The following is an 18945-nucleotide window of genomic DNA, read 5'->3' on the forward strand; positions in this document are numbered from 1 at the left end:
CTGTCCTCCATGTGTCCGCAGCCCGCTGCCGCTCCTCTGGGGGGAGCCGCACTCGAAAACCTCGGCGTTCGCCTGCACGACGGGGTGGGAACTCTCCGTCTCTGGTCGCAGAACGCCTCTGCCGTCGAGCTCGTCATCTTCGATGCCACCGATCTCGACTGGGTCACCGACGAGGTGCCTCTCGAGCGCCGCCCCGGCGGCGTCTGGGAGATCACCACCGAACTGCTGCAACCGGGCACGCGCTACGCCGTCCGCGTGGACGGACCGCACGGTCCGGGGAACACCTTCAACGTGGAATCCCTTCTCCTCGATCCGTACGCTCGGGGCCTCGCGCAGGGCGACGGCTACGAGGAGTGGCGTTCCGTCGTCATCGTCGACGGTTTCGACTGGGGAGATTCGCAGAAGCCCCGTATCCCTCTCGATCGCACCGTCATCTACGAGGGACACCTCAAGGGCCTGACCAAGCGCCACCCCGACGTGCCGCCTGCGCTGCACGGCACGTACGCCGGCCTCGCGCATCCCGCGATGATCGAGCATTTCCACTCGCTGGGCATCACCTCGATCGAGTTGCTGCCGGTACAGGCCTTCGTTCCCGAGCCTCGGCTGTTGCAGTTGGGGCTCACGAACTACTGGGGTTACAACACCCTCAATTTCTTCACGCCGCACACCGCGTACGCCACCGAGCAGGCGCGCAAGGGCGGACCGGAAGCCGTCCTCGCCGAGTTCAAGGGCATGGTGCGACTGCTGCACGAGGCCGGACTCGAAGTCATCCTGGACGTGGTCTACAACCACACGTCAGAGGAGGGACTCGGTGGACCTCGATCCGGCCTGCGCGGCATCGACAACGCCTCGTATTATCGCCAGCAGCCGGATGGCGCCTACATCGACACCACCGGATGCGGAAACACGCTCAACACGGCGACGCCAGCCGGTGCGCGGCTGGTGCTGGACTCGCTGCGCTACTGGGCGCAGGAGATGCAGATCGACGGCTTCCGCTTCGACCTCGCCGCGGCAATCGCCCGCGATGGGTCCCACGCCTACACACCCGAGCATCCATTGCTCACCGCGATCGCAGACGACCCCGTGCTGCGAGAGACCAAGCTCATCGCCGAGCCATGGGATGTCGGCCTCGGCGGCTGGCAGACCGGCAACTTCCCCGCCGGCTGGCACGAATGGAACGACCGCTATCGCGACCGGGTGCGCAACTTCTGGCTGAGTGACATCGACTACGCCCGCCGCGCGTCCGCCCCCGTCGGAATCGGTGGCTTCGCCACGCGTCTCGCCGGTTCGTCGAACACGTTCAGCGAGGACCGCGGACCTCTGGCGAGCGTCAACTTCGTCACCGCGCACGACGGCTTCACCCTGCACGACCTGGTCTCCTACGACGTCAAGCACAACGAGGGCAACGGCGAGCAGAACCGCGACGGCGCCGACATGAACCGCGCGTTCAACCATGGTGTCGAAGGGCCGACCGACGACCCGGTGATCCTGGCCGCGCGCCGCAAGGCCATGCGCAATCTCCTCGGCACGCTGCTCCTCTCCGCCGGCATCCCGATGCTCACGGCCGGTGACGAGATCGGGCGCACGCAGCGGGGCAACAACAATGCGTATGCGCAGGACTCCCCCCTCAGCTGGTTCCCCTGGGAGTTCGAGCCGTGGCAGGAGGACCTCCGCGCGCACGTCACCCGACTCATCCAGCTGCGCATGGAGAATCCCGCGCTGCGGCCGAGTCGCTACGCGCGTCTCGGCGAGCACATCCCCAACGCGAGCGTCATGGACTGGTACGACCAGAACGGCGAGACGATGGAGGTTTCGCAGTGGGGCGACCCCGGTAACCGCACCCTGCAGTATGTCGCCGCGTCCACGCCGGACAAGGAGGCGGAGAACCGCATCCTGTTGATCGTGCACGGCACGGAATCGCCCATCGACGTCCGTCTCCCCGAGGAGATCGAGGGAGCGACCCGGTTCGTCTCGCTCTGGTCGAGCGCTGAGGATCGTCCGACCGAGAGCACGGATGTCTTCGCGCCCGGTGATGTGCTGCCGGTTCTTGGCACCTCGATGAGGCTTTTCCGCGTCGAGTGAGATGAGGCTGCGACCCGCCTCGCCGCTCGCTTCCAGCGAGGGAGTCGGGGCGGTACATTCAGCTAGTGGCCTCACGCACCGAAACCCGAACGGCGGCTCTCCGGAGCCGTGTCCAGATTCCGCTGCGTCCCTTGGGGGACAGCGCCGACACCGAGCAGTTGCGCACGACACGCATACCGTTGGTATCACCGACGCCGCACGTTCCCGGCGGGTTCTCGGCCAAGGCCTTCGCCGGAGAGGTCGTGCCGTTCGGCGTGACCGCCTTTCGCGAAGGTCACGACATCATCGGCGTGCATCTGCGATTGACGTCTCCGAGCGGCGAGGAGAGTCTGCACCGACTCGCCCCGCTCCACGACGGAACCGACCGCTGGCGCGCCGACGTAGCGCTGGATGAACGAGGGACGTGGTCGTACCGCTTCGAAGCGTTCTCCGATGACTTTGCGACCTGGGCGCACGCTGCAGAGCTGAAGGCTGCGCTCGACGTCGATACGCCGGTGATGGCGGCTCTCGGTGCCCAGATCCTCACTCGCGCGGCCGCGGAGAAGAGCCGCCCGGCCGCTCAGCGAAAGCACCTCGCCGCTGCATCGGAGAGCCTGCAGGGCGCCGACGCTGAGTTGATCTCCGCCGTCGCCACCGATCGGGACCTGGCGACGATCTTCACCGACCGACCGCTCAGCACGCTCCGCTCCGCATCCGTCGCGCTCAGCCTCCTGGTCGAGCGCCAACTCGCGGGCGTCGGCGCCTGGTATGAGTTCTTCCCGCGCTCCGAGGGTGCGAAACGACAGAAGGACGCAACGGTCAAGAGCGGAACGTTCCGCACCGCGATCAAGCGCCTGCCCGGCGTCGCAGGCATGGGATTCGACGTCATCTACCTCCCGCCGATCCATCCCATCGGAGAGATCAACCGCAAGGGGCGCAACAACACACTCGAAGCGCTGCCTGGTGATCCCGGCTCCCCTTATGCGATCGGCTCGCCCGACGGCGGCCACGATGCCATCCACAGGGATCTCGGCACCGCCGCGGACTTCCGCGCGTTCGTGCGCGCCGCGAACAAGGAAGGCCTCGAGGTCGCACTCGACCTCGCGTTGCAGGCGGCGCCCGATCACCCCTGGGTCGCGGAGCATCCGGAATGGTTCACGGTGCTGCCCGACGGCACGATCGCGTACGCGGAGAACCCTCCGAAGAAGTACCAGGACATCTATCCGGTCAACTTCGACCGCGACCCCGCCGGGATCTACGCCGAGGTTCTCCGCATCGTCCGTCACTGGGTCTCGCAGGGCGTGAAGATCTTCCGGGTCGACAACCCGCACACCAAGCCGGTGCAGTTCTGGGAGTGGCTCATCGGCATCGTCTGCACGGAAGACCCCGACGTGATCTTCCTGTCCGAGGCGTTCACACGACCGGCGATGATGCAGAGCCTGGCGAAGGCGGGTTTCCAGCAGAGCTACTCGTACTTCACCTGGCGGAACACGAAGGCGGAGCTCGAGGAGTTCCTGACATCGGTCTCGCACGACACCGCCGACTTCATGCGCCCCAACCTGTTCGTGAATACGCACGACATCCTCACCGAATACCTCCAGTTCGGAGGGCGCGCGGCGTACCGGATCCGAGCCGCGATCGCCGCGACCGCAGCGCCGACCTGGGGTGTGTATGCCGGGTACGAACTGGTCGAGAATGTCGCGCGACCTGGTTCCGAGGAGAACATCGACAACGAGAAGTACGAGTACAAGTTCCGCGACTGGGATGGCGCCGAGGAGAGAGGCGACTCGCTCGCGCCGCTGCTGCGCCGGCTGAACGAGATTCGCCGGGCACATCCTGCGTTGCGCCAGCTGCGCAACTTCTCGGTGCACTGGAGCGACGACGAGTCGATCCTCGTCTACAGCAAGCATCTCGACGCCGCCTTCACCGGAACGGGCACGCCGGACACGATCATCGTCATCGCCAACGTCGATCCGCATTCCGTGCGGCAGACGATGGTTCATCTGGACACCCGCGTGTGGGACGTCCCGCTCGGCGAGAGCTTCGAGGTCGAGGACCTGCTCTCCGGCAGCGTCTGGACCTGGAGCGACCACAACTACGTGCGCCTCGACGCCTTCGCCGAGCCGGTGCACATTCTGAGGGTGAAGGAGCGAGCATGAGCTACGCAGAAGACATCAGCGTCTCCGCCGAATGGGAGGCCGTCGCCGCGGGATCCCACCACGAACCGCACGCCGTCCTCGGGGCCCATCCGATCACGACAGCAGCCGATCAGACGGTCACGGTGATCCGCGTGCGTCGACCGCTCGCATCATCGGTCGCCGCCGTCTTCGCAGACGGCACGCGGCTCCAGCTCGAACACGCCGCCCACGGAATCTGGGAAGCGCGCCATGACGGCCCAACTGTCCCCTATCGGGTGGCTACCGCGTACACCGACGTCGAGGAGACGATCGCGGGCGACCCGTATCGTCACCTCCCGACAATCGGCGAGCTGGACTTGCACCTGATCGCCGAGGGACGGCATGAGCGACTCTGGCAAGCTCTGGGTGCCCACCCGCGGACAATGGACGGCGAGCCCGGCGTCTCCTTCGCCGTGTGGGCGCCGAACGCGACAGCGGTCCGGGTCGTCGGCGATCACAACGGCTGGAACGGCGAAGCCCACGCGATGCGCTCCATGGGCGTGAGCGGGCTCTGGGAGCTCTTCATCCCCGATCTGTCGGTCGGCACCAAGTACAAGTACCAGATCCGCACGAGGGGCGGTGGATGGATCCTCAAGGCCGACCCGATGGCGGTGGCCGCCGAGGTGCCGCCGGGCACGGCATCCGTCGTCGCGCAGTCCGCATACGCGTGGGCCGATGGCGCCTGGATGACCCGGAGGGCTGCGACGCATGCGGTCGCGCAGCCGCTGTCGGTGTACGAGGTGCACCTCGGATCGTGGCGACACGGTCTCGGCTACCGCGACGTCGCTGATCCGCTCATCGCGCACGTGACAGAGGCCGGGTTCACCCACGTCGAGTTCATGCCGCTCGCTGAGCACCCCTTCGGCGGCTCCTGGGGCTACCAGGTCAGCGGCTACTACGCCGCGACCAGCCGATTCGGCAGCCCCGACGACCTCAAGTACCTGATCGACCGGCTGCACCAGGCCGGCATCGGCGTGATCATGGACTGGGTGCCAGGGCATTTCCCGAAGGATGCGTTCGCGCTGGCGCGCTTCGACGGGCAGGCTCTCTACGAGCATCCGGACCCCCGTCGCGGTGAGCACCAGGACTGGGGCACGCTGATCTTCGACTACGGACGCAACGAGGTGCGCAATTTCCTCGTCGCGAATGCGTTGTTCTGGTTCAGCGAGTTCCACGTGGATGGGCTTCGCGTGGATGCCGTCGCTTCGATGCTGTACCTGGACTACTCGCGCAACGACGGCGAGTGGGAGCCGAACATCCACGGCGGGCGGGAGAATCTCGAGGCGATCCGCTTCCTGCAGGAGGTCAATGCCACCGCGTACCGCCTGTACCCCGGGGTCATGATGATCGCCGAGGAGTCGACCAGCTTCCCCGGAGTCACCGCCCCGACAAGTCACGCGGGACTCGGCTTCGGCTTCAAGTGGAACATGGGTTGGATGAACGACTCGCTGCAGTACATCGAGCGGGACCCGATGTACCGGGCACACCACGAGGGCGAGATGACGTTCTCGTTCGTCTACGCCTTCGGCGAGAACTATCTGCTCCCCATCAGCCATGACGAGGTCGTGCACGGCAAGGGCAGCCTGCTGGCGAAGATGCCTGGCGACCACTGGCACAAGCTCGCCAACGTCCGCGCCTACCTCGGCTACATGTGGGGCCACCCCGGTAAGAAGCTGCTGTTCATGGGGCAGGAGTTCGGCCAGATCGCGGAGTGGTCAGAGGGACGGGAGCTCGACTGGTGGCTGCTGGAGCAGCCATCGCACGCGCAACTGCAGAGCTTCGTCGGTGCGCTGAACAGCACATACCGCGCCCAGGCACCGCTCTGGGAACGCGACAATGACAGTTCGTCGTTCACCCGACTGGGTGCGCCGACCTGGGATCCGACCGTGATCGCCTTCGAGCGGCGCGACGCGCACGGTGGTCGTCTGGTCGTCATCAGCAACTTCGCCGGTGTCGAGCACTCCGGTTACCGACTCGCGCTGCCAAGAGAGGGCGTCTGGCAGGAGATCCTGAACACGGATGCGGCGGACTACGGCGGCCGCGGTTCGGGCAACCTCGGCCTGGTCGTGGCGCATGCCGACGGTGACGGCGCACCGACGGCGACACTGACGCTACCGGCGCTTTCGACGCTGTGGCTGCGTCATCAGCCGGAGCCGCATGTTCCGACCGTGAACCACGGCTGAAGTTTCCGGTGGACACGGCCAAGGATCGCCGAGTCCACCGGAAGCACGTCAGAACAGGAGCGAGGTCAGTCGGTTGCGCGCAGTGATGACGCGAGGATCAGATGCGCCGATCAACCCGAACAGCTCCACGAGTCGTTCACGCACCGGAGTGCGCTCGTCTGCGGGAAGCGTCTGGAACAGATCGAGAAGACGACCGAACGCGTCCTCCACGTGCCCACCGGCGAGATCGAGGTCGGCAACGGCGAACTGCGCCGACACATCGCGGGGGGCGGCGGCCGCAGCAGCGCGCGCTTCCTGAAGATCGAGGCCCTGCACACGGTCGAGCAGTCGCACCTGGCCGAGGCCGGCGATCGCCTCCTCGTCCCTGGGGTTCTCCGCGAGCGCCTTCTGGTACGCGACGATCGCCGCCGCGTAGTCGCCGGACTCGATGGCGGCGAATGCCTCGGCATGCAGTGGCGGCAGCGCCGGCTCTTCCGGCTCTTCCGTCTGAACTGCTGCACCGTCGCCGACCGGAAGGGTGCCGGTGACGCCGTTCTGCGCTGCCAGCTGCAGGAGCTGGGCGAAGACCTCGCGAACCTGCGCCTCCGGCACCGCGCCGGTGAACATCGGCACGGGCTGACCGGCGATCAGTGCGACAACCATCGGGATCGACTGCGCCCGGAAGCCCTGCGCCAACTGCGGGTTGGCGTCGACGTCGACCTTGGCGAGCAGCACACGGCCTTCGAGCTCCCTGGTCACCTTCTCGATGATCGGGCTCAGCTGCTTGCAGGGACCGCACCACTCGGCCCAGAGATCGACGACCACGGGGACGGTACGGGAGAGTTCGAGGATCTGTCCGAAGGACTCGTCCGTCGCATCGACGACGACATCGACGATGCCGGGCACCGCTGCCGGTGCGGCAGCTGCCGGTTGTGTGGGCCGCCCTCGCAGCGACGAGAGGTCGACGGCGCCACGAAGCGCGGCGGGAGAGATTTCGCTCACTTGATCACCTGCACACTGAGAAGGTCCTGGCGGGCGGCGAGAAGACGGATCTGCTCCGTCGAGCTCTGGGCCGGCACCGCGAAGAACAGCTGGAATTCGTATGTCGTCTCGACGCCCTTGGCGGACTCGTTCGCTCCGGTCAACGCCTTCGCCTGGGCGTTGTCGCCGAACCGGATGACCGCGTCGCCCGAGGTGGGCGTCACCGTCTCCTTGTCGATGAGGGAGATCGCGACGATCGCGCCGCTGTCGAGAGTGGTCATCGATACCGGTGCCGAGTCGGACGGCACGATGTCGAACGCGGTCTGCGACGTATCGGCGGCGCCGTTATCGGCCAAGGTCTGCACCACAGCCTGACGGCTGTCGCGGATCGACGTCGCGAGTTTCAGCGAGAGTTCATCGAAAAGTCCGTAAGACGCGCTCTGCTCTCCCGTGTCGACGACGTCGGCGAACGCCGCGGCGAGCTCGCCCGGCGCCATGCTGAGGAAGGCGGAATCGGTCGGCACGATCGAGGTGCCCAGCCACGGTGCGGCGAGGTCAGGAACCTTGGAGGAGGCCTGCATCTCGGCGATGTTCGTCACCTTGTAGTTCGACCACGGATCCTGCTGGGTCATGGTCAGGATCGCCGGCGGCACCGTCTCGTCCGCGGTGCTCTTCGAGAGCAGGAGGACAGTGCGTGGCCAGCGATCCGTGGCTTCCGGGAGCACGACCTCGATGTCTTCGGTCGGAATCGCGGCCGGCACCGGCGTCTCTGGGATCGCCGTGCGCAGTGCATACTCGGTACCCCGTGCGGCCAGCGCAGCCCCGTCCAGGCGGGTCTTCGCGAGCTCGAGGTCGAGAGCGGTGTCCGCTTCGACCAGTGTGCTCGAGATCTGCTGCAGGATGCGCGCTGCCTGAGCCTCGGTCACCGCTGGCGGCTTCTGGTTCTCGGGCGCGATGACAGTGGGCGTCGGAGACGGCGTCGGGGCGCCGGCACCGAATTGCGGCCAGGAGTCCGCCGAGCAGCCGGCGGCAAGGAGCGCCGTGAGACCGAGCGCAGGAAGCGCCAGCATCCGACGACGGCGTGTCGAGCGGGTCGCGCTCATGGACTTCCGCGCCTCCGGTTCCTTGCCGTCTTGCACGGGCTCGTTCGCGTCGCCCTGCTTCGGTGCATCAGCCGGAGCCTCGATGGCCTCACGCTCCGCGGGCGGAAGGGCTGCGAGTTCGATCGGCTCCGTGGCGGGCATCGGTCCTGGGCCCTTGCGGCGCGGACCACGACCACGACGCTGGTGGCGGATGCCGAGCACGTACATCACGAGCCCCGCAAGGAGCGCAGCGGCACCGGCGGCCATCAGCGGGCCGGCCCACGGAGTAGAGGTGTCGAGCGGCCAGGACACGACGACGCTGTCCGGGGCATCCTGGGTGCCGTCATGGGCGATGAGAACGCTCATGCCGTCCGGGAGCTGCATGTTGTCCGCGATCAGAGCGTCCTTCTCCGTGAACGAGTCGAGCCAGAGGTCGGAGCCAGCGGGATTTCGCCCTGCGGACTCGTCCGCGGGGGTCTCGCCCTCAGCCGGTGCCTCCTCTGCGGGTGCCTCCTCTGCCGGAGTCTCCTCGCCGTCGGCGGGCTCTTCGGCGGCGGTGGTCGCGGCGACGGCCTTCACCGTCGGACGGCCCGCGTCGTTGAGGCTCACCTGGTTGTAGTCGGAATCGGCGAGCCATGCCTTGAGGTCCGCGGTGCGTCCGTAGGCGGCGAAGATGTCTCCCTCACCGCGGATCAACAGCGTCTGTGCGCCGGGACGGGCACGGAGCACGTCGCCGTCCATGAGCACGAACGGAGCGGGCTCATCGATCTTCACCTGCATCTGCTGCGACGACGGACCCATGAATATGGTGCGCTGGGCGATTCCGGCACCGATCAGCACCGTGGCCAGCACGAAGGCCACGACGGCCCATACGAAACGCACGAAAAGTCTCCTCACGCGAGTCGGACGTCCGTCCGAGTCGCAACACTCGACATTTCAGACTAGCGAAAGCACCTGAGTGTTGCCCACGAGGGCGGCACCTCCCTTCTGCGCGGCACGTCGCGCGAGCGCTGACCCCGGCGGTGGATAGCCTGAATGCATCCGAGATTCCGAGGAGCACAGATGAAGATCCACAACCCCTTCCGCACCGCCCTGGTGGCGACGCTCGGTGTGGGCCTGGGCATCATGCTCATCGGAAGCGTCCAGTCGCTCTCGACGGTGCTGCTCTACGTCGGCACTGCGCTCTTCCTCAGCCTCGGACTCGACCCGGTGGTCGCGTTCCTCGAGCGACGCAAGCTCCCGCGCTGGCTCGCGGTGCTCATCACGATCCTCGCGGTGCTCGGCGTCTTCGCCGGCATCGTCCTGATGGTGCTGCCGCTTCTGATCGACCAGATCAGCCAACTCGTGCGTCGAATCACCGTCTTCCTGCAGAGCACCGCCCTCGAAGACGTGAAGGACTGGATCGTCGGCGTGTTCCCCGGGCTCCAACCGTCGTTCATCGACGACATGTTCACGAAGGCGACCGATTGGCTGCTCGACAACTGGGGCTCGATCACCGAAAGCGTCATCGTCGTCGGCACCTCCATCGTCACAGGCCTCTTCGGCGCGTTCATCGTGCTGATCCTGACGATCTATCTCACGGCATCCACACCCTCGCTCAAGCGCGCCGTGTACCAGCTGGCTCCCGCGTCGAAGCGCGAGCGGTTCATCGACATCGCCGACCAGATCACCGACTCCGTCGGGTACTACGTCATGGGGCAGGTCAGCCAGGGCGTCATCAACGGCATCCTGAGCGCGATCTTCCTCACGATCATCGATGCGCCCTTCCCCGCTGTCCTCGCTGTCATCGCGTTCTTCTTCTCGCTGATTCCGCTGGTCGGCACATTGACCGGGTCCACGATCATCGTGCTGATCTGCCTGATCCCCGGTCTCGGCTCCCCCGCGACCGCCATCGCAGCGGCGATCTACTACCTCATCTACATGCAGATCGAGGCATATTTCATCTCCCCGCGCATCATGAGCCGGGCCGTCGCCGTGCCCGGCGCGGTCGTCGTCGTCGCGGCCCTCGCCGGCGGAAGCCTTCTGGGGCTCCTCGGTGCGTTGATCGCGATCCCGGTGGCGGCCAGCATCCTGATCATCTACCGTCAGGTCATCATCCCGCGGATGAACGAGCTCTGACGCGCAGAAGGGCGATCAGCCGCCCACCGGTGGCCACTGCGTCGGCAGCGGGAGTGCGGCGGGGTTGACCGCGGCGACGATCTCGGTGAGGACGCGTCGAGTCTGGCTCTCCCCCACCCAGAGGTGTTTGCCGCCCTCGACGGAGATCAGTGTCGCGTGCGGAATCGAAGCGAATCGTTGGTGAGCCTCGTCGGGGCGCAGGTAGTCGTCGAACTCGGGGATCAGCACGATGACGGGCGTCGTCGTTCCCGCCCAGGCCGCCACCTCGTCCGCGGTGGCGCGATGCAGCGGCGGCGACAGCAGGATGATCCCCGCGATGTCGTGCGAACGGCCGTACTTCAGCGCGAGCTCGGTGCCGAACGACCATCCCAGCAGCCACGGGCGCGGAAGTCCACGCTCACGGGCGAACTCCACGGCGGCCGCCACGTCGAACTGTTCGGCCGCGCCGCCATCGAAGGCTCCGTCACTGGTGCCGCGCGGCGAGGTGGTGCCGCGGGTGTTGAACCGCAGCACGGCAAGATCCGCCAGCGCGGGCAGCCGCGCGGCCGCCTTGCGGAGGATGTGCGAGTCCATGAAACCGCCCGCGGTCGGCAGAGGATGCAACGTCACCAGCGTCGCGACCGGTTCATGCGCAACGGGCAGAGCCAGCTCGCCGACCAGGGTGAGGTCGTCGGCGGTCTGCAACTCGATGTCCTCGCGCCGAGCGGGCAGCTCGAGCGGGCCCCTGATCTCCATGCTCACGCCATCCTCCAGCAGTGTGTGTGCCAGTGTCTCCTGGCAGCGAGGTCTGCGGCATCACCGAGCACGCCGTCGGCGCGCCAGGCGACCAGGTGCGCGGTTCCGGCCGCGATCTCACGGCCGCAGCCGGGACAGACGTACTCCTTCTGCGACTGCACGGCGGAGATCGGCTGAACCGTCCATTCGGTACCGCGGCGCACCTCGGTGCGCTTCCAGCCGGCGAGGAGACGCTCGAAGGAGTCCTCGGTCTCAGGGCGCGCTGAACGCGGTCGGCGGGAGCGGGGCATGACGCCGGCTCACCACCAGTGGTTACGCGTCCAGAAGTCGTACGCGCCAGCCCAGCTGCCGTAACGACCCGTCGCGTACCCGTTCGCCCAGCGCAGATTGTCCACGGGGTCGAAGCAGTTTCCGGGAACCTTGCTGCACGGCAACGCCTGCACGAGGCCGCTGGCTCCAGAAGAGGTGTTCACCGCATTCGGGTTCCACCCGCTCTCCTTGGAGACGATGTAGTCGACGTAACCACGGTCGCCCTCGGGGATGCCCGCCGCTGCCATCCACTCGGCCGGCGCTCCGCCGCCCGTGTAGAAGAGAGGTCCGCCGCCGCCGGTCGATGCCTGCGTGGCAGTCGGGGTCGGAGTCGGCTTGGGTGTGACGTAGACCGAGAAGGATCCTCGTTGAATCGGCGCGATCGTTGCGCCTTCAACGGTCACGGTGAGGTTCTGCGTGTCCTCGAGAGCGAGCGAGTACGCGGTCTCGTTCTCGTCAGGAGTCACGGGATCGGCCAGCGCGACACCGGTGGGCGCGACCATTGCAGCGGCGAAACCGACCACCGCCAAAGCGGCGAAGAACCCGACGACGCCTCGGCGTCGGGACCAGCGGCGCACGCCGTTTCGTGACGGCATCGAGGTCGCCGAAACACGCGCGGACGCGGCGCGGTCGGAGAGGATCATGTCGTTACGGGAGTTCACGATGGGTGCCAGTCTACGCAAATGAGCCTGAGACGGCCATGCGAATGCTCAGCGGACGGCCAGAATGACGTCGATCGAGGAGTCCAGAAGCGCGTCCACCTGCTCCTCGCGGTAGCCGCCGCGCTGCATCCGGAATGCGGCAGAACGCAGTTGCTCGGCCGAGAGCGCCTCGCCGTCGCGCAGGTACCGCACGATGCGAGTGGTGACATGGTCAACTTCGTCGATGCGGTAGCCGAACGTGAGTTTTCCGGTGCGGGCGAAACGGTGCCGCTCGGGCCTGGCCAGGTGATCGAGGATGATCTGCGCATCCTCCCTGGCCTGTTCCACCCACGCACCGGCGCCTTGACTGCGCACGGCGCGCTGACGGGCGCGTGCGGCGAAAGCATCCTCCACACGAGCAAGAGCGGCATCCACCTCGGCAACGACATATCCGCCCTTCACGAGCGGGAACGAGGCGATGCGCACCTCGGCTGCACCGAGATCGTCGCTGTTGTCCTCGAAGGCCGCGCGAGCGGCGGCGAGGAACGCATCCACGGCTGCGCGGTGATACCCGAGCGTGCGTCCGCTGGTCAGCGTGAACGCCGGTGGAGACTGTTCTTCCGCGTCTTCCAGATCCAGTACGGAGTCGGAGTTCATGACAGCACCACCCAGGGAGAGAGAAGGAAGTAGAGGCAGACCGCGGGGATCGTCGACGGCAGGATGCTGTCGAGTCTGTCCAGGAGACCGCCATGCCCAGGAAGCCAAGAGCTCATGTCCTTGATCCCGAGGTCGCGTTTCAGCATGGACTCGCCGAGGTCGCCGAGCGTCGCAGACAGCAGGATCGCGACCCCGAAGACGACTCCGGCCCACCACGGCAGGTCGAGGAGGAACAGCGCGAGCAGGACACCGGCAGTGATCGATGCGAGCGCTGCGCCCGCGAATCCTTCCCAGGTCTTCTTCGGGCTGATCCGCGGCGCCATCGGATGCCGCCCGAAGGCGACTCCAGCCGCATACGCGCCGGTGTCAGCCGCGACCGCGATCGCGATGAAGCTGAGCACCCACCACTGACCGCCTTCCTGCACGAGCAGGATGAGGGCCATACCGGCGAGGAATGGGACGTAGATCTGCACGAAACCGCCGATGACGGCGTCCGCGAGCACATCGCCGTACGTGCGACCGTCCTTCGCGACCATCTGCGCGATCAAGCGCCAGACGATGACGAATGCGACCGCGACGAACAACATCACCCAGCACAGCCAGGGAGCGGCGAAGTATGCCGAGAGAACGAGGAGCGCGGCCGCGATGAGCTGCGGGACCACATCGATCCGTCGACCGGACGAACGCAGAGCCCTGGAGAGTTCGTAGACCCCGAGCAGAGCAGCAGCGAGGGCGAACGGTACGAACAGCACCTTGATGAACAGCAGCGACCCGAGCAGCACGACGCCGAAGGCGAGGCCGATCAGGATCGCGAGAATCAGATCGCGACCGGTGCGCTGCTTGATGCGCTCGTTCGCCTGGTCGAGATGATCACGCGCCTGCGAGACGTGCGTGCCGAACTCATCACGCGCCGCGCGCCACTGCTCGCGAATCGCATAGTGATCTGTCGGGTCGATAGGCGCGGCCGGGGTGCGGGCATCCGCGGGCAGCGGACGCCTCACAGTCCCGCTGTCCGCTGCTTCGCCCGAGTCGTCAGACATTCCGACTACACCTCGAGGAGTTCGGCCTCTTTGCGCTTGAGAGCCTCGTCGATGAGGTCGACGTGCTGGCGCGTGAGAGCATCCAGTTCCTTCTCGCCTCGAGCGATCTCGTCTTCACCGAGTTCGCTCTTCAGCGCGTCCAACTCGTCCTTGGACTTGCGCCGGATTCCGCGGACGTGCACCTTCGCATCTTCTGCCTTGGTCTTGACGAGCTTGACGTATTCCTTGCGTCGCTCAGCCGTGAGTTCCGGCATCGAGACGCGGATGAGGTTGCCGTCGTTGGTCGGATTGGCGCCGAGGTTCGGCATGTCCCGCACGGCCTGCTCGATCGCCTTCAGCGCCGACTTGTCGTACGGCGTGATGATGAGCGTTCGCGCTTCCTGATTCGCCAGCGCGGCGAGCTGAGCCAGCGGCGTCGGGGTTCCGTAGTAGTCGACGAGCACCTTCTGGAAGAGCTGCGGGTTGGCGCGGCCCGTGCGAACCGTGGAGAAGTCCTCCTTGGCAGCCTCGACTGCCCGTGTCATGCGAGAGGTGGTTTCAGCGAGGACGTCCGCGATCACGGTGACTCCTATCGTCGGGGTGTTCTGGAAATTCTATCGGGCGAAGTCATCTCCGCCCGCTCAGACGCTCAGGACGTGACCAGCGTGCCGATCGGTTCACCGAGCAGCGCACGGGTCACGTTGCCCGCCGGCTCCATGCCGAAGACGCGCATGTCCATGTTGTTGTCCATGCACAGGCTGAACGCGGTCGAGTCGACGACCGAGAGCCCCTGCTGGAGCGCTTCCCGGTAGGTCACGCGCTCGATGCGCTCGGCATCCGCGTGCTTGTTCGGATCTGCCGTGTAGATCGCGTCGACGCCGTTCTTGGCCACGAGCACCTGCTCTGCGCCGATCTCGAGAGCGCGCTGAGCTGCGACGGTGTCGGTGGAGAAGTACGGCAGACCGGCGCCGGCGCCGAAGATCACGACGCGACCCTTCTCCATGTGCCGCTCCGCGCGCAGCGGGATGTACGGTTCGGCGACCTGAGTCATCGAGATGGCGGATTGCACCCGCGTCGGGGCCCCCGCCTGCTCCAGGAAGTCCTGCAACGCAAGGGCGTTCATCACCGTGCCGAGCATGCCCATGTAGTCCGCGCGCCCGCGATCCATTCCGCGCTGGCTGAGCTCCGCACCGCGGAAGAAGTTGCCTCCGCCGACGACGACCGCGATCTCGACCCGGTCGACAGCCGCAGCGATGTCGCGCGCGATCTGACTCACCACGTCGGGATTGACGCCCAGCTGACCTGCGCCGAAGGCCTCCCCGGAGAGCTTGAGAAGGACGCGGCGGCGTCCGGTGCGTTCGGTCATGGATGTTGTCCTCTCGTCACATTCAAGATAGTGCCCTCAGGGCATGAAGAAGGGGTTCGGATCATGCTGATCCGAACCCCTTCTCGTGTGCTACGCGCCGACCTTGAAGCGCGCGAAGTCCGTCACGGTGATACCGGCGTCCTTCGCCACCTGGGCGACAGAGAGCTTGTTGTCCTTCGCGTAGTCCTGCTCGAGCAGGGCGACCTGCTTGATGAACGCGGAGACCCGGCCCTCGACGATCTTGGGCAGAGCCGCTTCCGGCTTGCCCTCGTTGCGCGAGATCTCGGTGACGATCTCACGCTCCTTCTCGACGTCGGCGACCGGGACGTCCTCGCGAGCGAGGTACGACGGGTTGGCGAACGAGATGTGCTGGGCGATGCTGCGCGCGGTCTCGGCGTCGTCACCCGAGTAGGCGACGACGACACCGATCTGCGGCGGCAGGTCCTTGCTGGTGCGGTGCAGGTAGACCTCGACGTTGTCGCCGACGATCGTGCGCACCCGGCGCAGTTCGACCTTCTCGCCGAGGATCGCTGCCTCTTCCGAGATCAGCTGCTCGACGGTCTGAGCGCCGGCGGGGGCGGCGAGTGCAGCCTCGACCGAGTCCGCCTTGACGGCGGCCACAGCGTCAGCGACCTTGTCGGCCAGCGTGATGAAGCGATCGTTCTTCGCGACGAAGTCGGTCTCGCAGGCGAGCTCGACGAGCGTCACGACGCCGTCCTGCTCACGTGCGACGACCAGGCCTTCGCTGGTGGAACGGTCAGCGCGCTTGGCGTTGCCCTTCGCACCCTTCAGGCGCAGGATCTCGGTGGCCTTCGCGACGTCTCCGTCAGCCTCCTCGAGCGCCTTCTTGGTGTCGACCATTCCCGTGCCGAGCTGCTCACGCAGCGCCTTGAGGTCAGCGATGTTGAAGTTGGCCATGTGTGGTGGCTCCTTGCTTCGTGATGTGTGTGCGAGTTTTTGGCGGGGATTACTTGGCGTCGGCGTCTGCGGCCGGAGCCTCGACGTCAGCCTCGACCTCGGCAGCGGGAGCCTCGACCTCGACGACCTCGGCCGCCTCAGCTTCGACGACCTCGGCTGCAGGAGCCTCGGCTTCGACAACCGGAGTCTCGGCAGCGGCGTCCTCAGCCGGAGTCTCGAGAAGCTCGCGCTCCCAGTCGGCCAGCGGTTCAGCGTCGCCGGTCTCCGGGTTGTGCTTCTGCTGCAGGCCCTCGGCCGCAGCGTCGGCGATGATGCGGGTCAGCAGCGAGACGGAGCGGATCGCGTCGTCGTTGCCGGGGATCGGGTACTGGAAGTCATCCGGGTCGGCGTTGGTGTCGAGGATGCCGATCACCGGGATGCCGAGCTTCTTGGCCTCGTCGATGGCGAGGTGCTCGCGCTTGGCGTCGACGACCCACAGAGCCGAAGGCGTCTTGGTCAGGTTGCGGATACCACCGAGCGACTTGTGCAGCTTGTCGAGCTCACGCTTCTTGAGCAGGAGCTCCTTCTTGGTGAAGCCGCTGTTGGCCGGGGTCTCGTAGTCGAGCTCCTCAAGCTCCTTCATGCGTGCAAGACGCTTGGAGATCGTCTGGAAGTTGGTGAGGAGGCCACCGAGCCAGCGCTGGTTCACGAAGGGCTGGCCGACGCGGGTCGCCTGCTCGGCGAGGATCTCCTGAGCCTGCTTCTTCGTGCCGACGAAGAGGATGGTGCCGCCGTGTGCGACGGTCTCCTTGACGAAGTCGTAGGCGCTGTCGATGTAGCCCAGCGACTGCTGAAGGTCGATGATGTGGATGCCGCTGCGCTCAGTGAGGATGAAGCGCTTCACCTTCGGGTTCCACCGACGGGTCTGGTGTCCGAAGTGCACGCCGCTGTCGAGCAGCTGGCGGATGGTGACCACAGCCATGGTCGTCTCCTGGTTCTGGCGCGTTCAGCGCCGTTGAGGTTGTCTGCCGATCTGTTGATCGGACTTCCTGGTACCCGGCGCACACCCGCCCGCTCATGGAGTGGGACCTGTGGGTGTGGATGCCACGACTGAAGTCGCTCTGGGCACGCGTAGTCACCCCGATATCGAGGTGCTCGTCCAGTGTACAGGATGCGGCGCGCCGAGATCCTCTGCACAGCCGTTGCAGGAACGGACCTCTCCCCCATTCGCGCACCTCACGGCATCGCTGGTGATCATCACTCCGCAGACTGGTCTGCATGTACGATCCTCACCACCGACGGATGGCGATAGGCATCGTCTTGACGCTCCTGCTGCTGGCCGCTCCCGCAGCCGGCGCCGAGGCGAGGCCCGACTCTGATGACCTCCCGACGTGGAGCTGGCCGTTGGAAGCGCCGCGTGAGGTCGTCGTGCCCTATCGGGCTCCGGCTCACGAGTACGGCGCCGGCCATCGCGGCGTCGATATCGCGGCGTCGCGAGGCGGGGAGGTCCGCTCACCGGCCGACGGGGTCGTCGCCTTTCGCGGCACGGTGGTCGACCGCCCGCTTCTCACCATCGACCACGGCGGAGGTCTTGTCTCGACATTCGAACCGCTGCTGTCGACGCTCTCTCCCGGCGATGCCGTCGCCGCGGGCGACGTGATCGGCGTGGCCGACATCGGCGGCCACGCGCGGCCGGGGAGCCTGCATCTCGGCGTCCGGCTCGACGGAGAGTACATCAACCCGATGCTGCTGTTCGGCGCGGTGCCGCGTGCCGTGCTGCTGCCGTGCTGCGCGCCGCTGTGAGACGGATCTCGCCTCAGGCGCGTGGGTGCGCGAGACGGTACGTGGCGGCGAGACGCTCGGCCGACACATGCGTGTAGATCTGAGTGGTGCCGAGGCTCGCGTGGCCGAGGATCTCCTGCACCGCGCGCAGGTCGGCTCCCCCGTCGAGCAAGTGGGTCGCGGCGGTGTGCCGCAGGGCGTGCGGGCCGATCGTCTCCGCTCCGATGATCGGCCCCAGCACTCGAGCGACCAGGGTGTATACGGTCCGCGGGCCGACTCGCCCCCCGCGGCTGCCGAGGACGAGTGCGGGCGTTGCGCTCTCGCTGCGGGCGATCAGAGCCGGACGACCACGGCGGAGGTAGGCTTCCACTGCTGCACGTGCGGGTGCGCCGAATGGCACCACCCGCTCCTTCGCCCCTTTTCCGAGCACGCGCGCGGTTCCGCGATCGAGGTCGAGGTCGTCGATATCCAGGCCGCACAGCTCGGAGACGCGGATGCCCGACCCGTAGAGGAGTTCGAGGATCGCGTGATCCCGCAGCGCGATCGGTTCGCCCTCGCTCGCCGCTCGTCTGTGTTCGTCGAGCAGAGCGGTCATCGCGTCCTGTGATGCGATGACGGGAAGTGTGCGTCCGCGCTTCGGAGCGATCAGACGAAGGCTCGGGTCGTGCGCCACGAGCTCTTCGTCCTTCGCCCAGGTGAAGAAGGAGCGAGCAGCCGCTGCACGTCGCGCAAGCGTCGAACGGGCGTCGCCGCGCTGCGTCGCCTTCCAGAGCCATTCGCGCAGCATCTCGAGGTCGACGGCTCGGACGTCGGTTTCGCCTGTGGAGGCGCTCAGATCACGGAGGTCGGACCGGTAGGCGCGCACCGTGGCGGGCGACAACCGGCGCACCTGAGTCAGGTGGTCGGCGAACGCTTCGGCCGCGGCGGACAGCTCCATCCGTCCAGGATGCCGAAAGCA

17 protein-coding genes are annotated in these 18945 nt (G+C 66.7%); 5 read left to right on the forward strand and 12 right to left on the reverse strand.

Annotated features, from left to right (window positions below; genetic code table 11):
• Window positions 1-9: 9 nt before the first annotated feature.
• The 3 genes from glgX to glgB all read left to right on the forward strand — a co-directional run bounded on the left by glgX (window position 10) and on the right by glgB (window position 6421).
• Window positions 10-2082, forward strand: a complete 2073-nt coding sequence (gene glgX / locus LTA6_RS16420; RefSeq protein WP_341974934.1) for a glycogen debranching protein GlgX — start codon at window positions 10-12, stop codon at window positions 2080-2082.
• 65 nt (window positions 2083-2147) lie between these two features.
• Entirely contained in the window at window positions 2148-4220 is a 2073-nt protein-coding gene (locus LTA6_RS16425) for a maltotransferase domain-containing protein (protein WP_341974935.1), read from the forward strand.
• Window positions 4217-6421, forward strand: coding sequence for a 1,4-alpha-glucan branching protein GlgB (gene glgB / locus LTA6_RS16430; protein WP_341974936.1), 2205 nt, complete (start codon window positions 4217-4219; stop codon window positions 6419-6421). Before LTA6_RS16425 ends, glgB begins: the two co-directional genes overlap by 4 nt.
• Before the next feature lie 48 nt (window positions 6422-6469).
• On the opposite strand, the gene LTA6_RS16435 is transcribed toward glgB, so the two are convergent.
• Together LTA6_RS16435 and LTA6_RS16440 are read right to left on the reverse strand one after the other, a co-directional pair.
• Window positions 6470-7402 carry a tetratricopeptide repeat protein gene (locus LTA6_RS16435; protein ID WP_341974937.1) on the reverse strand — a complete coding sequence of 311 codons (933 nt, stop codon included), beginning with the start codon at window positions 7400-7402 and terminating at the stop codon, window positions 6470-6472.
• Window positions 7399-9345, reverse strand: a complete 1947-nt coding sequence (locus LTA6_RS16440) for a glycosyl transferase (protein ID WP_341974938.1) — start codon at window positions 9343-9345, stop codon at window positions 7399-7401. The genes LTA6_RS16435 and LTA6_RS16440 overlap by 4 nt, the downstream gene beginning before the upstream one ends.
• A 180-nt stretch (window positions 9346-9525) precedes the next feature.
• On the opposite strand from LTA6_RS16440, the gene LTA6_RS16445 reads away from it, so the two are divergent.
• On the forward strand, window positions 9526-10581 hold the full coding sequence (locus LTA6_RS16445) for an AI-2E family transporter (RefSeq protein ID WP_341974939.1): 1056 nt from the start codon (window positions 9526-9528) through the stop codon (window positions 10579-10581).
• A 15-nt stretch (window positions 10582-10596) separates the two neighbouring features.
• Here LTA6_RS16445 and LTA6_RS16450 read toward each other — a convergent pair whose 3' ends face one another.
• From LTA6_RS16450 to rpsB, 9 genes are all read right to left on the reverse strand, one after another.
• Window positions 10597-11316, reverse strand: a complete 720-nt coding sequence (locus LTA6_RS16450; protein ID WP_341974940.1) for an alpha/beta hydrolase — start codon at window positions 11314-11316, stop codon at window positions 10597-10599.
• A 2-nt stretch (window positions 11317-11318) separates the two neighbouring features.
• On the reverse strand, window positions 11319-11606 hold the full coding sequence (locus LTA6_RS16455) for a hypothetical protein (RefSeq protein ID WP_341974941.1): 288 nt from the start codon (window positions 11604-11606) through the stop codon (window positions 11319-11321).
• A 9-nt stretch (window positions 11607-11615) separates the two neighbouring features.
• On the reverse strand, window positions 11616-12287 hold the full coding sequence (locus tag LTA6_RS16460; RefSeq protein ID WP_341974942.1) for a transglycosylase SLT domain-containing protein: 672 nt from the start codon (window positions 12285-12287) through the stop codon (window positions 11616-11618).
• 48 nt (window positions 12288-12335) lie between these two features.
• Window positions 12336-12923, reverse strand: a complete 588-nt coding sequence (locus LTA6_RS16465; RefSeq protein WP_341974943.1) for a DivIVA domain-containing protein — start codon at window positions 12921-12923, stop codon at window positions 12336-12338.
• Entirely contained in the window at window positions 12920-13963 is a 1044-nt protein-coding gene (locus LTA6_RS16470) for a phosphatidate cytidylyltransferase (protein WP_341974944.1), read from the reverse strand. The genes LTA6_RS16465 and LTA6_RS16470 overlap by 4 nt, the downstream gene beginning before the upstream one ends.
• 5 nt (window positions 13964-13968) lie before the next feature.
• Window positions 13969-14523, reverse strand: coding sequence for a ribosome recycling factor (gene frr / locus LTA6_RS16475; RefSeq protein ID WP_341974945.1), 555 nt, complete (start codon window positions 14521-14523; stop codon window positions 13969-13971).
• 68 nt (window positions 14524-14591) lie between these two features.
• Entirely contained in the window at window positions 14592-15308 is a 717-nt protein-coding gene (gene pyrH / locus LTA6_RS16480) for a UMP kinase (protein WP_341974946.1), read from the reverse strand.
• A 90-nt stretch (window positions 15309-15398) separates the two neighbouring features.
• Window positions 15399-16226 carry a translation elongation factor Ts gene (tsf, locus tag LTA6_RS16485; protein ID WP_341974947.1) on the reverse strand — a complete coding sequence of 276 codons (828 nt, stop codon included), beginning with the start codon at window positions 16224-16226 and terminating at the stop codon, window positions 15399-15401.
• 49 nt (window positions 16227-16275) lie between these two features.
• Window positions 16276-17187 carry a 30S ribosomal protein S2 gene (gene rpsB, locus LTA6_RS16490; RefSeq protein ID WP_341974948.1) on the reverse strand — a complete coding sequence of 304 codons (912 nt, stop codon included), beginning with the start codon at window positions 17185-17187 and terminating at the stop codon, window positions 16276-16278.
• A gap of 296 nt (window positions 17188-17483) precedes the next feature.
• Between rpsB and LTA6_RS16495 the strand changes: the two genes are divergently transcribed.
• Window positions 17484-18008: a M23 family metallopeptidase gene (locus LTA6_RS16495; RefSeq protein WP_341974949.1), complete on the forward strand. Its 525-nt coding sequence runs from the start codon at window positions 17484-17486 to the stop codon at window positions 18006-18008.
• 13 nt (window positions 18009-18021) lie between these two features.
• Here the strand turns inward: LTA6_RS16495 and LTA6_RS16500 are convergent, their stop codons facing one another.
• Window positions 18022-18924 (reverse strand): tyrosine recombinase XerC, encoded by a 903-nt coding sequence (locus LTA6_RS16500; RefSeq protein WP_341974950.1) that lies wholly within the window; start codon window positions 18922-18924, stop codon window positions 18022-18024.
• Window positions 18925-18945: the final 21 nt, after the last annotated feature.

Origin of the sequence: Microbacterium sp. LTA6, from assembly GCF_045690355.1 — a bacterium.
Taxonomy (GTDB): Bacteria; Actinomycetota; Actinomycetes; order Actinomycetales; family Microbacteriaceae; genus Microbacterium.

Bases quoted from the DNA above. Each gene is read 5' to 3' on its own strand.
- glgX (WP_341974934.1), top strand. From the start codon at position 10: ATGTGTCCGCAGCCCGCTGCCGCTCCTCTGGGGGGAGCCGCACTCGAA.
- glgB (WP_341974936.1), top strand. From the start codon at position 4,217: ATGAGCTACGCAGAAGACATCAGCGTCTCCGCCGAATGGGAGGCCGTC.
- LTA6_RS16445 (WP_341974939.1), top strand. From the start codon at position 9,526: ATGAAGATCCACAACCCCTTCCGCACCGCCCTGGTGGCGACGCTCGGT.
- LTA6_RS16450 (WP_341974940.1), bottom strand. From the start codon at position 11,316: ATGGAGATCAGGGGCCCGCTCGAGCTGCCCGCTCGGCGCGAGGACATC.
- LTA6_RS16455 (WP_341974941.1), bottom strand. From the start codon at position 11,606: ATGCCCCGCTCCCGCCGACCGCGTTCAGCGCGCCCTGAGACCGAGGAC.
- LTA6_RS16465 (WP_341974943.1), bottom strand. From the start codon at position 12,923: ATGAACTCCGACTCCGTACTGGATCTGGAAGACGCGGAAGAACAGTCT.
- LTA6_RS16470 (WP_341974944.1), bottom strand. From the start codon at position 13,963: ATGTCTGACGACTCGGGCGAAGCAGCGGACAGCGGGACTGTGAGGCGT.
- pyrH (WP_341974946.1), bottom strand. From the start codon at position 15,308: ATGACCGAACGCACCGGACGCCGCCGCGTCCTTCTCAAGCTCTCCGGG.
- tsf (WP_341974947.1), bottom strand. From the start codon at position 16,226: ATGGCCAACTTCAACATCGCTGACCTCAAGGCGCTGCGTGAGCAGCTC.
- rpsB (WP_341974948.1), bottom strand. From the start codon at position 17,187: ATGGCTGTGGTCACCATCCGCCAGCTGCTCGACAGCGGCGTGCACTTC.
- LTA6_RS16495 (WP_341974949.1), top strand. From the start codon at position 17,484: ATGTACGATCCTCACCACCGACGGATGGCGATAGGCATCGTCTTGACG.
- LTA6_RS16500 (WP_341974950.1), bottom strand. From the start codon at position 18,924: ATGGAGCTGTCCGCCGCGGCCGAAGCGTTCGCCGACCACCTGACTCAG.